The sequence below is a fragment of the Enterobacter sp. BIDMC93 genome (genome assembly GCF_001037805.1).
GTDB lineage: Bacteria > Pseudomonadota > Gammaproteobacteria > Enterobacterales > Enterobacteriaceae > Enterobacter > Enterobacter hormaechei_C.
In genome coordinates, this window is sequence record NZ_KQ089962.1 from 2,641,569 (window position 1) to 2,657,861 (window position 16,293).

Consider the following 16,293-nt stretch of genomic DNA (forward strand, 5'->3'; position numbering starts at 1 on the left):
AGGCTTAATTAAAAAAAGGATGTGAATATGGCATGCCAGGGGTTATGCACAACGAAAGGCCTGACAGTACTGCCCGTGCGCTATGCTGTTGTGCCGGAAAATATTAATGCTAGTTTACCGGGATGGGCGAATGATCCGTGCATCACCGGGGTAACGATCGCCAGTAATGAAAAGTACACACTCCGCGCGCTTCGCCAGGGCTACCTTTACGTTTTTTATGAAAAAGGAAAGCAGGGCACCAATTACTGGCAGTGCTACAGCGTTGCGCCGGACGGCTCACTGTGGCTGCAACAGGTGGCGTCTAATCCTGTACCGGTGGATAAAGCGCTGTGCGAAACGGGCGAGCATATCGCTCAAAACGTCGAGTTCATGAGCATTGAATCCCCGGATAAGTGCGGCAATGTGTGGTTTGCGTTCAGTCAGTATCCGTGGGAGCAGGAAACGCTCGATCGGTATCGCACCAGGCCAGAAGAGCGCACTGAGAGAATGCAGAAAGTGATGCCTTCGGTGGCGGGATCTCAGCGCACAAAAACAGGGACCGACGTTACCGGGGCAAGCCTGAATCAGGTACTGGACTATCAGGTTCCTTCTGTTTCTGGTCTGCTTCCTGGTCCGGATGATGCGAAAGTGGTAAACGTCAGCCGGGCATCGTCACTCTGGGATCCGACGGTGGATGATCCCTGGCGGGTTAATAATGATGTGGTGAAACTGCAGTCCAGTCTGTATCCGTGGGCAAAAAACCGCAGTGGCATGGCAGACGCGACGGTCACGGCCATGGAAAACCGAAGTGAGGGGATGACGCCGCTGCTGCTTCCACTCTGGGATCCGGTGGGGATTGTTCATGAACTTAACGGATGGAGCCAGGATGTGCTGGGGCGCCAGGCGCAGTTTCTGCAGGAACGTGAGCTTGAGTTCGCCACCAAAACAAATCTCGATGCCGTCAGAACGCTGCTGGAAAGCAATGCCGAATCTCGGGAGGACGCAATGCGGAGACGAAGAACTGATGGTCCCATGCTGACAGACGAATATCTGGATTCGCGTCTGCAGGCGCTTGAGAAAAGGTATCAGGGTAAGCCTGATGTGCTGGCACAAATCAGGGCAGATGACAGGTTAGTGAGAAACTGGCATGCGCAGAACGTGACGGCATCATACCCGGAGAGTGTGCTGATGAGTCCACCCGAACCGCTGGCTGCTCACCAGCGACGGGTTGCCGCGATACAGGCGCAGGTCGATGAGGAGCTGGCGTTAAATCTGCCTAAACCCTCGCAGGATTTCAGTGGAGTCCGGGCCCGGAGCTGGGCACCCTATCAGAAAAAGCTCAACGCAACCCGACAGGCGAACTTTGATACATGCTACACGAACCTGGTTGATTCGGTTAACGCTATCTTCCAGAAGCGTATCGTCAGCGTGGTGAACTGGCTCAGTGCACCGGTACTGCTGGCAACGTTGGATGATTTCCACTGCGAGGCACAGCGGGCAGGGCTGTTCTACCAGTCAGCGGTGGGGATGGCCATGCACGGGATCAACAGTTGTCCGGCAGGGGCGGCAAAGATAGACGGCTGGTGGAATGAGTACAGCACTAAAAATCGCGGGAATCTGCTGTGGCGGCATGTGGCGGCCAATAACCCGCAGCTAATCAGTGAGCTGGAGCCGTATCTGGCGACGGTGAAAGGGAAAAAGGACGAGGACGTGACGCCTCTGACGGCGACCGCCATGACGGCAGCCCTGATGCAGCAGGTCAGCAATATGAAAAAGCTGGAGGGGTATTACCAGAAATCGATGAACAGTGTCGTGAAGGGGCTGAGGGAAAATGCCAGCAAACTGGAAGTACAGCTCTTCAACACGGATGCGTTTATCGTCACGGTGGGAGACAGGGTAAGCCGCATTCTGCGGGTGGATAAGGCAGGCGAGAAGCTGGCGACCACGGCGTTCAGGCTGATATTTATGATAAGGGCGGGAATACCTTCAGAAGAAGTTCACTCGTTAGTGAATGCGTATCTGAAAGATGCCCCGGCGTTACGTCAGACGGTGCTGGAAGGTATATGGCGCAGTGGACGTTTTATGGCGAGCGGGAATGAAGTCGCCGAGATTAAACAGAGAATGAGCAGCAGGCTGGAAGAGCACTTTGCATCAGAAAAGGGCAAGGCCGAATACCGGCTGGCGGGAATAAACAGTCTGTTGCTGGTGCTGAATGCGATGGATTTTATCTACCTGTGCGGACAGGTAAGGGATGAAAAGAAGCCGCTGGCGAGCCTGCTGGCCAGCGGGCTGGCGATGGTGAGTCAGGGGACGTCGGTTATTTTGCCGGCAATAGAAAAAGGTCTGGAAGCGCGTGAGCTTACAGTGGCCTGGGTCAAGGGGGTTGGGGCGGCAGCGGGTGGAACTGCGTCTTTAATTTCGGTGTTTGCTGATGGTGCAAGTACTTACGAAGAGTTGCAAAGCAATCGTTTTTTACTTTCCTCTGTATTGCTTATTAAAACAACAGTTGATGTCCTGGCAGTCACAAAATCAGTCGGTCTTCTGCTGGAACAGTTTAGTCAACCGATAGCTAAAAAAGTAGCTGGGAAAATTACAGGTTTTTTGGCTTGGGAAATTTTAGGGATCCGAATACTTGCAGTACTGATGACCTGGGAAGTGATGGTTGCGATAACTTTGTTACAGGTGGTTGTGACCTGGATATCGGACGATGAGCTTCAGATATGGTGTAGAAAATGCGTGTTCGGTACAGCACCTTTCAACCGCAGTCTGACAGACCAGAATAAAGCCCTGGAAGGGGCGATAAAGGATATTTCATGAATTCAGTTGAAAATCAGCAGATATGCTCCCGTTTTGTTGAGCCAGAAAAATTAGCAGACCTGCGTACAAAGCGAGAGATTGAGGTGATGAACGGCAGGCCGTGGACACGTGAGCTTCCGCCGTCGCCGGTATTGCCGCCTTATGGTCCTCTGGAGAAAATATCAGGGAAACTGCAGTCTTTCCGTAGCGAATATTTTCGGGAGTATTTTGATGCAGTTGCCTACCGGACCAGCATGTTGCCGGAGATATCAGATGGCCAGCGCGGAGCTGCCGCCGCTGCAGCGATAGTTGCAGGGAGCCCGGGTGTCGGGGCTGTAATGATGGCTGAAAGCGAGTCATCGAATGATTCGGCGGAATATGTGCAGGGGATGATTAATGGCCAGCCGTTTCGCGGCTGGGTGGGTGTCACCCGACTTCAGACTGGCGATGATGTGGACATGATTGTTGAGTGGCAGCATGACCATTATGAGGTCTATGCCATTGCGTTACCGGAAGAGCGGATAGTGTCAGTATGTCCGAAATGTGATATGGGGCATATTGCGCATATGCTGTGGCGCATTAAAAATATGTTCATTCTAATCACCATATTGATGGTGGCTTTTGTTTCTGTATGTGTATTTATCTCTCTCTCAAAAGGAAATCCAAATGGTGTCTCTTTATTTGAGAGGTTTTATCTTTTCCTGGTAATGGCTTTTGTGGTGTCTTCTGTAATTTCGGGGTTGATTGCATTCTTTGCATATAAAGCCTGTGCGCCAACACGCTGCAAACTGGCGGAGGAGATATTTCAGTTGCTGGGGATGAGACGTGTTGCAACAATCAATCTCAATAAAATAACAAAAAAACATGAGCAGCAACTAAAAGATAATGGGAAGTGGTATGAGCCGGGTGATAAAAGCAAACCAGCCTGTCCCAGTGGGAAATTCATTTATTCAGATGAAGGCTGGTTTTACTACTAGACAGAAAAAAACATTGTTATTTTGGTTACCCCCGGCAGGAATCAAGGTAAACCAGCATGCCCAAGTTTGAAATTTACCTATTCAGGAGAAAATTGCTATCGCTACTGAGAGGGGGCGGCTCAATATGAATAAGATAATGATGTTTTATGAAAGTCATAAATATAAATTAATTGAAATGTGTTTCTGATATTATTCTGGTGGGGTTGATTATGGATGGTATATTTTTTAACGATATACATGAAGAAATTACCAATGCTGCTTTTGGGGAAAATGGGAAATGTTTTCTACTGATAGATGCATCTTTAGAACAGTATCATTCATCACTTTTTTTGCCCAGTATTCTTAGAGAATATAAATCTTACCCTGTAACATTCCGCCAGGATGAACTTCAGGGGGCTTTACCACTTTACCTTTTCCCTCTTAGTGCCTCCAGCGAGAGAGATGGCCAATTGTTTAAGAATAGTATTTACAATTCATTGAATGAGTTGAAAATAGAAAAACTTGAGTCCGGGGAAGGGCGCAGCGTCTGTGCGTGGATTTCGACGGATTTAACTGGGGAGCAGCTTGCTGAACAGGTCGCTTTGTCCGCCGTACAGTCGATTCAATCAGTTGGTAATATATTACTTCGCTATTAGGACCCATCAGTATTTGGTTTGTTAATGTATACGCTGGATAAATGGCAAAAGCAACAGCTATTAAGCAATATTAATACATGGTCTTATATTGATGGAGGCGGAATAGCTCAGGTGGCGAATGGTGATGGTAAATGCAAAAAAAAATTAAACTACTCACTTGGATTAACAGAGCAAAATGCATTCGAAATGGGCCGGATTTCAGTTGTTAATAATATTTTGCGAGCATATCGGAAAATGAGAATGCCGCATAAATTTAGTGAGCGTGATGTGATGAAATTATTGAGTCCTGCGCTAGATTATTATTATTCAACTTTCTCTACATCCGCTAAGGATCTTATTGATTTTGGGCTTGACGTGTTGAGCGCGCAGCGACTATTTTATCAGGATGAGGTATTTAAGAAGATCATATTTAGTAATCGCAGTAAAGATCTTCAGTCATACTCAGATATTAAATCCATAATTGACAGTATGGCATGTTAAGAAGTTTTTTCTCTTAAAGAAAATGTGCTGTTAACAATGATGGAGAATGATATGAATTGGCCTGTACAAATAATCCCTCCAGTCGATAAGATTCCTGGAATTAAATGGAGTAAATGGTTTTTTTCTTTCATAAGTATTTTGTTGACTGTGGTGGTTAGTTGGGTTGGGGCTAAAATTATTTTGCCTGCTGAAGATAATGAGTTGTTAAAATTACTTACCCTGTTGGTTTTTTCGGTGCCCCTAGCTTTTTCTGTCATAATTCCCGTTAGAACCTATTACCATGGTTTGTGTTTGTCGGCATTCGAAGCAAGAGAGCGCGAAGCAGCATTGGTCAGGAAAGACTGGACTGAATGGGCAAGTCAAAAATTTTATGTTTCCGCTTATAAAGCGTTTCTCCCTTCTGTAATATCGCAAACCGATATGGCAATGTCTCATTCGGTTGAAATATATAATAACCAGCGATTGAAACTACGGGGCCATAACGATGATTTATATACTGAAGAACAACTGATTTACGAACTGTTGGCGTCTGTCAGAACAAGGCTGTTACGGTTGAGTGAATCATGTATATTTGATGTTATATTTACCTATGATAGTAATTATATTACTTTCTCAATATTTAAAGAGTGCTGGGCTGCGATCGGGTTTGATGAAAATTGCTTGCGTAATTATTACTGTTGGAGTAAAGCATTAGGGCAGGAATTTGATACATTATCCAACATCTCAAAAAATCGGGTGTCAATAATAATATCTGCAAACATTGAAAGTTTTGAAAAATACCCTCCTAACTCAACAGAGTTCGCTTCAATATTGCTGGTGACTCATCAAGAGCAACCACCTGAAAAAGCCAATAACGGTATAGCCTTGCGACCAATGGTATGCAACAAAAATCTCACCAAACAAGAGGTCATCCACATGATGACTTACCAGTCAGATGTCCTTAAAACGACAAGAGTACTTTTTAGCAATATGAGTGCAGAGGAAGCTTCAGAAGTTTCGGGGATATTAAGACTCTCATCTTTATCTATGAATGTTGAATGGGAGTGTGAGAGAATGTATTTAAATTTGATGCTGGGTAATTTAAATGAGCACCATTTTTGGTTGGTGTTTGCTCTGGCACTTTTCATATCAGAAAAAAACAATGAGCCGGTTTTAATGGTCACTGGCGTTGGTGATGAATACCTTTTAAATGTCATTAAGCCATTTGATAATAGCAAGGAGCATTAAATTGAACACCTCGGCAAAATGGAGAGTGATTGGCCTTGTATCCTGTCTCATTATTTTTGGTGTACTGACTTTTATAGGATGTTACTACTATGGGGATATCTTTGGATGGGTATCCTCAAAAGAAAAAGTGAGCCTTTGGTTCTTATGCATGTTTTTAATTTCTGTGTTCCTGATGTTGATGAACTTCGGTGTATGGTTCCATCAAAAAGAGTATCGCTTTCAGCATATCGCGGGAGGGAAGTCCGTCACAGCTAATGTTCTTAATAACTATAAAAAGTCCAGTAAAAAGGATCCTGTAAAAGCTCATTTATGCCGACGCTATAGCTTCTTCTGGCAAAACAAGATCCGCCTGCTGCTGATCACCGGCGATGAAGCCGCGATTGAGCAACTGCTACCCGGCCTGCAAAAGCAGCAGTGGCTTGAAGGCAACCGCACCGTGCTGATTTACGGCGGCAGCCTGGCATCGGAGCCTGACCGCGAAAAATACACAGCGCTGCGTAAACTACGCCGCGGGCGCCCGCTGGACGGGATTATCCGTTTACTGCCCGAGTCGCTTAAGCTGACCCCACATATCAGCGACAGCGATTTACGCGGCCTGGAAAAAATCAGCGAACTGCTGCGTTATTCCGCTCCGGTCTGGCTGTGGCAACTGTGCAGCAGTCACTGGTCGCAGAGTACGCGTCCTGAGCAGGCGGTAGGTGCAAGCTTTCCACCACGCGCAAAAGAAGACGATGTAATCCGCCAGCTGGAACTGATGCTGCCGGCCCTGCGGGCGCAGGGGATGAGTCAGGTCGCGGAAAACAGCAGCCACGACTTCCTGCTGCGCCTGAGCCAGCACCTGAACGACGGTGCTATTGCCCGCTGGGCTCAGCAGTTGCAGCCATGGCTCTTTGTTTCTCAGCAGCGCGTCCCGCTACGTGGTCTGATGTTCAGCCTGTCGGAGAAGAAACCTGCCGGAATGTCAGCGGGAACAGCCGACGCTGAGAATTATGGATCACAGCGTCATGCCCTGACTCTGCCAGCAACCTGGCAGGGTATTGTCGACGACTGCACCCGCGTACGTGGCCGTCGTGTCGGTATGCCGTGGGAACGAGCGCTGGCCTGGGCACTGATGGCCATCATCAGTTTCTGGGGGGTAGGGACGCTGCTGTCGTTTGCGGTCAACCGGTCACAAATCGTTTCTGTTGCACAGCAGGCTCATGCTCTGGTGGAGCACACTTCTGTATCGGATTACCAACTGACGGCCCTGCATGCTCTGCGTAATGATGCCGGTCGTCTGCTGCACCATATTCAGGACGGCGCGCCATGGTATCAGCGCTTTGGTCTGGACCATGATCAGCAGTTGCTTGACGCAATGCTGCCCTGGTACGGGGTGGCGAACAACCGTCTGATACGTGACCCGGCAAATGAAGCGCTTAAGCAGAAGCTCATTGCGCTGGTCAATTCGGCACCCAACAGCGACCAGCGGACACAGATGGCGAAACCGGGTTATGACCAGCTGAAAGCCTGGCTGATGATGTCCCGTCCGGATAAAGCTGATGGTGCATTCTACGCGCAAACCATGAAAACCGTGCAGCCGACGCGTTTAGGCATCTCAGCTGGCCTGTGGCAAAGCCTGTCACCGGATTTGTGGGCTTTCTACATCAACGAACTGCCAGCGCAGTCACAGTGGAAAACCACACCGGATGAGCAACTGGTCAGCCAGAGCCGCCAGGTGCTGTTGCAGCAAATTGGACGGCGCAACGCGGAAAGTACGCTGTACGAGAACATGCTCAAATCCGTGCGTCGTAACTTCGCCGATGTGTCTCTGGAGGACATGACCGGCGGTACCGATGCCCGTCGCCTGTTTACCACCGATGAGGTGGTGCCGGGCATGTTCACCCGTCAGGCCTGGGAGGGAGGTATTCAGCAGGCCATTGAGAAAGCGGCGAACTCCCGCCGCGATGAAATTGACTGGGTGCTGAGCGACAGCCGGAAAGCCGTCTCCTCAGACCTGTCGCCGGAAGCACTGAAAGCACGTCTGACGGAACGCTACTTCACCGACTTTGCCGGTAGCTGGCTGAGCTTCCTCAACAGCCTGCAACTTAATCCGGCAAACAATATTGCAGACGTCACCGACCAGCTGACGCTGATGAGTGATGTTCGCCAGTCACCGCTGATTGCCCTGATGAACACCCTCGCCTGGCAGGGGCAGACCGGCCAGAAGAGTGAAGGCCTGTCGGACTCCATCATCAAATCGGCTAAAGACCTGGTAGGCGGGAAGGACAAACCGGTAATTGACCAGTCAGCCTCAGGCCCGCAGGGCCCACTGGATGAAACCTTTGGACCGTTGCTGGCACTTATGGGTAAAAACAAAGGCAGCAATGTTATGTCGGCTGACAACTCACTGAGCCTGCAAACGTATCTTACCCGTATCACCCGTGTGCGTCTGCGTCTGCAACAGGTCGCCAGCGCCTCTGACCCTCAGGAAATGATGCAGAGCCTGGCGCAGACCGTGTTCCAGGGCAAAAGCGTGGACCTGACCGACACCCAGCAGTACGGCAGCCTGATTGCTGCAAGCCTGGGCGAAGAGTGGAGTGGTTTTGGCAGCACCATGTTTGTGCAGCCACTGACCCAGGCCTGGGAAACTGTGCTTCAGCCATCGGCAGCGAGCCTGAATGACAAATGGAGTCGCTCCGTGGTGGCGAACTGGCATACGGCATTTGACGGACGTTTCCCATTCGCTATCAGCAAGAGTGATTCCTCTCTGCCAATGCTGGCTGAGTTTGTGCGTAAGGACAGCGGACGCATTGAGCGCTTCCTGACCGCGGAACTCGGCGGTGTGCTGCATAAGGAGGGCAGCCAGTGGGTGCCAGATAAGGTTAATAGCCAGGGGCTGAGCTTTAATCCAGCCTTCCTGCGGGCGATTAATCAGCTCAGCCAGCTATCGGATATCTTATTTACCGACGGCAGTCAGGGCATCAGCTTTGAGCTACAGGCGCGTCCGGTACCGCAGGTGGTAGAAACGCAACTGACTATCGATGGACAAAATCTGCACTACTTCAACCAGATGGCAGACTGGCAGAGCTTCCGCTGGCCTGGTGACACCTACAAGCCCGGAGCCATGCTGACATGGACCACCGTCAATGCGGGTACACGTCTGTTTGGTGATTACAGCGGAACCTGGGGCTTTATTCGCTGGCTGGATGAAAGTAAGAGAGAGCAGCTTGACCGCAGTCAGTGGATGATGAGTTTTACCGCCCCGGATGGTCATACCCTACAGTGGGTACTGCGTTCACAACTGGGCAGTGGGCCGCTGGCGTTACTGGCACTCCGGGGTTTTACGCTGCCAGATCAAATATTCAGCGTCGACAGCGCGGCTATGGCGCAGGCGCTGATGACCAACACAGAAAACAGTGACATGGACGGAGTCGAATAATGGACGCTTTGCAGAATCTGGTTGTTGCCTGCCAGGCGGATGAAACCTTGCTGCGACAGCAGGCGCAGTCACGTATGGAAAGCTGGCAGCGCTGGCTTACCCCTATCAGTGAGATCAATCCTACTGGAGAAGACCCGGGTTATGACGATGATTTCCAGCGTATCCGGGAGGAGGTCAATAAACTTTCCGGCATTGATACCGGGCTGATTTGCCAGCTGGCTGAAAAGGTGCTGATCACTGTGGCCAAAGATGTCCGGGTTGCTACTTACTATTGTTGGGCGCGCTTGCACCAGGACGGTGAAACCGGGTTTGCTGCAGGGCTTGAGTTACTGGCGGGATTACTAACCCAGTATGGAACACAGCTCCATCCTCAGCGCGAGCGAAGCCGTAAACCGGCGCTGGAGTGGCTCGCAGGCTCTCGTCTACTTGACAGCCTGTTACTCTGGCCAGAAGTGGTACGCGACGATGCCCAGCGTACGACCGGTGCGTTGCTGCTCATCCGAGACAGTCTTGAAACTGAGCCTGAAGCGTCACGTCCAGATCTGAGTGCCCTGTACAGCGCGCTGGGATCCCGCCTGATGAAAGCCGGTGGCGTGGATGCGGTAATACCTCAAAACGCCAGCAGTCAGACACGCGCTCATCCAGCAGCTCATACGGCAGAACAGGAAACGCCAGTGCTGAGCCGCATCACGTCCGGTCAGGATTTGCTGGCTCAGGCCCGAACCCTGACGGGATATTTGCGTGAGCAACCTGATGGCTGGCTTGCCGCACACCGGCTGATGAAAAGTCTGCGTCACGACACGCTAAGAGCAATCCCGGCACCGGATGCCGAAGGGAAAACGCGCATCGAACCGCCGCGGGCTGACCAGCGGGCAATGCTCAAACGGCTGTATTTGCAACAGAGCTGGCTGGAGATACTGGAACAAGCGGACAGCACTTTCTCGCGTGGCGCCAATCATCTCTGGCTGGATTTGCAGTGGTATATCCATCAGGCCCTGATTAAATCAGGCCAGGATGTGCTGGCCGATATCATTACCGCTGACCTGAAAGGGCTGCTGCGGCGACTTCCCGGACTTGAAACGCTGGCCTTCAATGACGGCACACCCTTTGCTGATGAGGTCACGCTGCACTGGATAAACCAGAGCGTGCAGGACGAGATGTCCAACTGGCGGGATGAGTCTGTCAGTGCCTTGAGTGAAACTGGCAACGATATTCTGGCCCTTGAACCGGAAGCTTTGGAGAAAGCTGACACGGATGGTCTGGATGCCACACTCCACTGGCTGCAAACGCGCCCGGGTACCGACACCACCAAAGACAAATGGTTGGTGCGTCTGCTGATGGCACGTGTGGCTGAGCAGAAGGGTAAGAATGAACTGGCGCTGCATCTGCTGGGTGAGCTTGACGGTGCAGCACAGGCCATCACCCTCACTCAGTGGACGCCAGCGCTGTTGTTTGAAGTGAAATCGCGCCGCCTCAGGCTGCTGCGTATGAAAGCCGCCCGCAGTGAAACCGATAAGTCACGGCTTCAGCCAGAGATGGACCAGCTTCTGGCGGGCCTGATTGCCCTTGACCCGGCAGGCTGTGCGGTACTTTGCGGGTAAAGCGACTGACATACCTTTAAAACACACATATTCAGGTTCTTATGGACGACTTAACCCTGCGTTATTACGACGCTGAAATGCGCTACCTGCTGGAAGCCGGCGAAGAATTTGCCCGCGCTCACCCGGAGCAGGCAGCAATGCTCAATCTCGATAAAGCGGGCGCGCGCGACCCATACGTGGAGCGCCTGTTCGAGGGCTTTGCCTTCCTGATGGGCCGCCTGCGTGAGAAGCTTGATGACGACCTGCCTGAACTAACTGAAGGGCTGGTCAGTCTGCTGTGGCCGCATTACCTGCGCACTATTCCCTCGATGTCGGTGGTGGAGTTCACTCCTGTCTGGCGTGAGATGAAAGAACCGATGCGTATTGCCAGAGGTTTCGAGGTCAATTCGCGGCCGATCGGTGAAAAAGGCACGCGTTGTCGCTACACCACAACTAAAGAGATAACCCTTCAGCCACTGGCGCTGGAGCATGCCCGCCTGTCGACTGATCCTGACGGGCGCTCTGTCATCATCCTGCGCTTCAGTTGTAGCCATCTTGCTGACTGGAGCCGTGTCGATCTCAGCCAGATCCCGTTCTATTTCAATGCTGACGCACCGCTGGCCTGCGCTATGCATGAAGCTTTTACCATGAATACTGCGCGTCTGTGGCTGCGCATGCCGGGTGACACGGACAGAAGGCCGATGGACGGGTATTTCACCGCACTGGGGTTTGGTGATGATGACAGGCTGTGGCCGAAGGGGGACAGTAGTTTCAGCGGTTACCAGTTGCTGCTGGAGTACTTCACCTTTCGCGAGAAATTCATGTTTACGGGGCTGCGCGGGCTGGAGAGCGTGGTCTTTCCGGCTGAGATCCCGTGGTTTGAAATCGACGTGGTGCTGGCGGAACGCTGGGAGCATAACTTCAGCTTTACCGAAAAGCACCTGCGCCTGAATTGCGTGCCGGTCATTAACCTGTTCCCGCTGGAATCCGATCCGCTGACGCTCAATTCTCTGCAAACCGAATACATGCTGCGCCCGATGCGCGTGCAGGATGGCCATACCGAGATATATACCGTGGATTCGGTGATGTCATCGAGCCAGCACACCTACGTGCCGTTTTCGAGCTTCCGTCATAAGGGAGGAATGATGCGTCATGAAGCACCGGAATATTACTACCACACCCGCGTGCGCCGCGGTCCGTCCGGCCTGCATAACACCTGGCTCATCCTTGGCGGCGAAGCATTTGATAATCATACCGTCCCGGAAGACGAAAGCCTGTCGCTGACGCTCACCGGCACCAATGGTCAACTGCCACGACGTGCGCTGCAGAGCACCGTGCTTGATACGGTGATGAAAACCACTTCGGTCAGCATTGCCGTGCGCAACCTGTGTGCGCCGACGCTGCCTTGTTACCCACCTGCGCAGGACCGTTTTCACTGGCGCGTACTGAGTCACCTTGGCAGCGGATTTCTGTCGATGATGGATAATGCCGACGTGCTGCGCGGTACCATGGCGCTGTATGAATGGACCGACAGCGAGATGAACCGTCGCCGTCTGGAAGCCATCCTCGAGGTGAAGCACAGTGAAACGGAGCGCTTTGAACAGGGCTACCTAGTCCGTGGCGTGCAGATTGAAGTCACGCTGGACAGCAATGGCTTTGCCGGACGCGGCGACATCTGCTTATTTGGCGAGATGATGAGCCGATTCTTTGCGCTATACACTGACATCTACTTGTTTAACCGCCTGATTATCATTCTGCAACCGACCGGAGAACGCCTGGAATGGGAAGAGAAGCACAACCGCCGCATTCCCGGCTGAGCCCACGGCTGGAAGCCGACCTGCATCGTATTAACTTTTACCGTTTATGCCAGTTGCTGGAGAAGCGTAACCCGGGCAGGCCGCTGATGGGCTCGACCAGTCACCCGGGCGATGACCCGGTACGCTTTGCCCCGCATCCGGGCATGGGATTTCCGGCCAGTGAGCTGAAAGCCGTGGAGTATGATGAGGATGATGACAGCCGGCCACCACGTATCCGCACGACCTTTATGGGAATGTACGGTGTCGACTCACCCCTGCCGATGGCGTATCTCGATGACATCGCTCAGCGTCGGGAAGGGCATGACGCACTACAGGGTTTTCTGGATATTTTCAGCCATCGCATTCTGACGCAGTTTTACCGTATCTGGCGTAAATACTCTTATCCGGCCACCTTTGAACCCGGTGGTACGGACAGCATCTCGCAGTCATTGCTGGGCCTGGTGGGATTGGGTATTCCCGGCACAGCAGACCACATCGCCACACCGGTATCTCGTTTTCTGGCTCTGCTGGGTGTTCTACAGCAACCGGGCAAAACTCAGGAGGGAATGCAGGCGCTGGTGACGTTGCTGGCCCCGGATACCACCGTGAAGGTCAGTCCATACTGCCTGCGGCCGGTGGAAATGGGTCAGCCGCTGGGCTTTTACGGTGATGACGATTTTCTGCTGGACGGCAACACGCCACTGGGTGACGAAGCGATGGATGCGGGTAGCCAACTGCTGGTTGCGCTTACAACGGATAATGAACAGGAGGCACAGGGCTGGAAGCCGGACGGTCTGCTGTATCAGGACTTTCTGGTGATGCTTCGTGTCTGGCTCGGCTGGCGTTTTAAAGCAAAGATCACCCTGACCACACGGACCCGACTGCTGGCCGTTCCGCCGCTTGGCGAAGGCCCTTTCTGGCTCGGGATGAACGGCGTGCTGGGTGCTGATGAGGGGGAACTTAAAGACGATATCCCACCGACCTTTACGACGGAACTGGGCTATTACACTGGCCTGAAGCCGGCAATACCACAACAAGGAAACCGACGTGTTACGTACAAGTTTGATTAAATCCGCAGGCTGGTTGCCTGCACTGCTGGTGTTCAGCCTGACGGGGTGCGGGATGACGCAGGGTATCACCGATGGCACCAAATCGGCATTTAACGCCGTGTTCTACAAAAAAATTAAGATGCTGCACCTGGATTTCACGGCGCGTGAAGCGCTAAACACCGATTCCCGCGAAAGTAACTCACTCTCCGAGCCGGTGGTAGTTCGTGTCTATCAGCTGAAAGACCGTAAAATCTTCGATAAAACGGTTTACCAGCAACTACTGAACGATGGCGAAACTATTCTGAAAACCGACCTGATGGCGACCCGCGATGTGGTCGTAAAACCGGGCGGTGATACAAATCTTGATATGCCAATGGAAGAAGAAACGCAGTTTGTCGCGATAGTCGGCCTGTTTCGTCACCCGGACCTGGTAAACAATACCTGGAAGCAGGTTCTAAAACGTGAAGATCTCGATCCGGATAAGCCGCGCATTCTGGAGGCCGGGAATAACCACCTGACGTTACAGCCATTGAAGGATGACTGATGCCTAAGGGACATAATACGCCATCGCTGTATGAAATGCTGAGCGGCAATTTCTCAGGTGGCCTGAGCCTCAACCAGGTCAGCGAACAGAATCAGGTGATTTTATCAGTACTCGATAACATGCAGCGCATCCTCAACTGCCGCGCCGGTACGCTGGCTCACCTGCCGGACTACGGCCTGCCGGATATGACAAAAATCCTCCAGGGAATGCCCGGTACCGCCCATCAGCTGATTACCACACTGTCGGCCATATTGCTGAAATATGAGCCGCGCCTGAGCCGGATTAACGTGGTGATGCAGGAACAGATTCAGCCCGGTGAACTCCGCTACGCCATTGATGCGGAGCTGAAGGGGGTCGGGCTGGTGCGCTACGGCACGGAATTTATGCCCGAGGGCAGGGTATTAATCCGTCATCTGAAACAACAGCAATACCTCGATGCACGAGCCGCCATCTAGTTATTACTCAGGTTAAAACAGTTATGACAATAAATTCTGAACGCCAACTTAAAACCGGCGGGGATCCGCGCACACTTGCGGATTACGCTGCCTTGCGCGAAGAAATGAACAAGCTCACCCATCCGGCACGCCCGGATGTTAACTGGCAACACGCGGAAACGCTCTGTCTGTCACTGTTCGAGCATAACGGTGTGGAGCTACAAACGGCTGCCTGGTATACGCTCGCCCGCACGCATCTCGCCGGACTCTACGGCATGAATGAAGGGCTGGCGCTACTGGCTGCACTGGTCGTCCGTCAGTGGGGTAGCCTCTGGCCACAGCCTGTCCATGCGCGAGTTGAAATCCTCAGCGCACTGAGCAAACGCCTGCAACAGGTGGTGCGAACGCTGACGTTGACGTATGCCGATTTAGGACAACTTTATCAGGCTGAGGAGAATCTGAACGCGCTGAGTGACATGTTGCAGCGCCTCGAACTTAAGCATGCTGCTCAGCTTGATGCTCTGCGCACGATGATGCAGAACGCAGCAGTGCGTCTGGAAAACAGCGAAAATACGGGCGTAAGTCTGCCGGGTAACGCGGTAGGGGCCGCGGAACTCCACCTCACAGAACCGACAGAGCGTTGTAAATGGGTTTATGTGGTTCAGCCCGAGCCGTTGCCGAATAAAGAGCCTCCTGTACCCGCGAAGCAGTGGAAGCCATTTGCTGCGGGTATGTTGTTCATGCTGGTGGCAGCCAGCATTGTCGCAGTGGGATGGCAGACGATGCATGCGCCAGATTCAGTACAAACTCAGCTGGCCGCGTCCCTGACTCCTTTACCTGATGGACTCTCTACAGCACAGTTGCAGGCGCTGCAACAAACGTCACCGCCACCTGAACCGGGGATCAGCAAGACACAGCAGCTGTTAGCGCAGCTTTTACACCTGAAACCAGACTGGGCAGTAAGCTACGGCGACCGTCTGGTGCAGCAGGCGCTGACGCTGTGGCCTGAAGAGGCCAAACCCCTGGCGCAACAGTGGCACAAGCAGATTAGCGTTGCCGGACTTGCAGAGTCAGAGCTGAATGGCTGGCATCAGGGAATGACGCAGTTACAGCAGTTGACGAACAGGCTAAACGCGCTGGATGAACAGAAGGGGAAGTACATGACGGTCAGCGAACTGAAATCAGCCGTGTTTGCCATGTCGCAGTCCTTCAGCCATACCGTTCCGCTTGAGGAGCAGCTTCGTCTGCTTTCCATTTTACCTGCCGGGCAACCCGTGTCAGCAGCGCAGCTAAACCAGGCCGAACAGCATCTTCAGCAGTTGATTGCCAGCTATGCCTTGCTGAAGCACCAAAAAGAATAATGAGACTGGCGAAAAAC

12 protein-coding genes are annotated in these 16,293 nt (G+C 52.3%); all 12 read left to right on the top strand.

The features are described from left to right. Positions 1–27 precede the first annotated feature (27 nt). Complete coding sequence (locus SK58_RS12400) at positions 28–2,796, top strand: T6SS effector BTH_I2691 family protein (RefSeq protein ID WP_048219977.1); 2,769 nt, start codon at positions 28–30, stop codon at positions 2,794–2,796. After that, on the top strand, positions 2,793–3,752 hold the full coding sequence (locus SK58_RS12405) for a putative type VI secretion system effector (RefSeq protein ID WP_017382245.1): 960 nt from the start codon (positions 2,793–2,795) through the stop codon (positions 3,750–3,752). The genes SK58_RS12400 and SK58_RS12405 overlap by 4 nt, the downstream gene beginning before the upstream one ends. Before the next feature lie 209 nt (positions 3,753–3,961). Next, the gene (locus tag SK58_RS12410; protein ID WP_048219979.1) at positions 3,962–4,387 is read left to right on the top strand and encodes a hypothetical protein; all 426 of its coding nucleotides are present in this window, start codon (positions 3,962–3,964) and stop codon (positions 4,385–4,387) included. A gap of 24 nt (positions 4,388–4,411) precedes the next feature. Further along, positions 4,412–4,867: a hypothetical protein gene (locus SK58_RS12415; protein WP_048219981.1), complete on the top strand. Its 456-nt coding sequence runs from the start codon at positions 4,412–4,414 to the stop codon at positions 4,865–4,867. A 51-nt stretch (positions 4,868–4,918) separates the two neighbouring features. Further along, positions 4,919–6,094: a hypothetical protein gene (locus SK58_RS12420; protein WP_017382247.1), complete on the top strand. Its 1,176-nt coding sequence runs from the start codon at positions 4,919–4,921 to the stop codon at positions 6,092–6,094. Continuing rightward, positions 6,057–9,512, top strand: coding sequence for an ImcF-related family protein (locus SK58_RS12425; RefSeq protein WP_311184003.1), 3,456 nt, complete (start codon positions 6,057–6,059; stop codon positions 9,510–9,512). The genes SK58_RS12420 and SK58_RS12425 overlap by 38 nt, the downstream gene beginning before the upstream one ends. After that, complete coding sequence (gene tssA / locus SK58_RS12430) at positions 9,512–11,113, top strand: type VI secretion system protein TssA (RefSeq protein WP_048219984.1); 1,602 nt, start codon at positions 9,512–9,514, stop codon at positions 11,111–11,113. The genes SK58_RS12425 and tssA overlap by 1 nt, the downstream gene beginning before the upstream one ends. 41 nt (positions 11,114–11,154) lie before the next feature. Then, positions 11,155–12,909, top strand: coding sequence for a type VI secretion system baseplate subunit TssF (tssF, locus tag SK58_RS12435; protein WP_048219985.1), 1,755 nt, complete (start codon positions 11,155–11,157; stop codon positions 12,907–12,909). Beyond that, entirely contained in the window at positions 12,873–13,958 is a 1,086-nt protein-coding gene (tssG, locus tag SK58_RS12440) for a type VI secretion system baseplate subunit TssG (protein WP_045338701.1), read from the top strand. The genes tssF and tssG overlap by 37 nt, the downstream gene beginning before the upstream one ends. Further along, entirely contained in the window at positions 13,936–14,481 is a 546-nt protein-coding gene (tssJ, locus tag SK58_RS12445; RefSeq protein ID WP_026080520.1) for a type VI secretion system lipoprotein TssJ, read from the top strand. Before tssG ends, tssJ begins: the two co-directional genes overlap by 23 nt. Next, complete coding sequence (tssE, locus tag SK58_RS12450) at positions 14,481–14,936, top strand: type VI secretion system baseplate subunit TssE (RefSeq protein WP_015570427.1); 456 nt, start codon at positions 14,481–14,483, stop codon at positions 14,934–14,936. Before tssJ ends, tssE begins: the two co-directional genes overlap by 1 nt. A 23-nt stretch (positions 14,937–14,959) precedes the next feature. Then, positions 14,960–16,276 (top strand): VasL domain-containing protein, encoded by a 1,317-nt coding sequence (locus tag SK58_RS12455; protein ID WP_032103615.1) that lies wholly within the window; start codon positions 14,960–14,962, stop codon positions 16,274–16,276. The last annotated feature ends 17 nt before the right edge of the window (positions 16,277–16,293 follow it).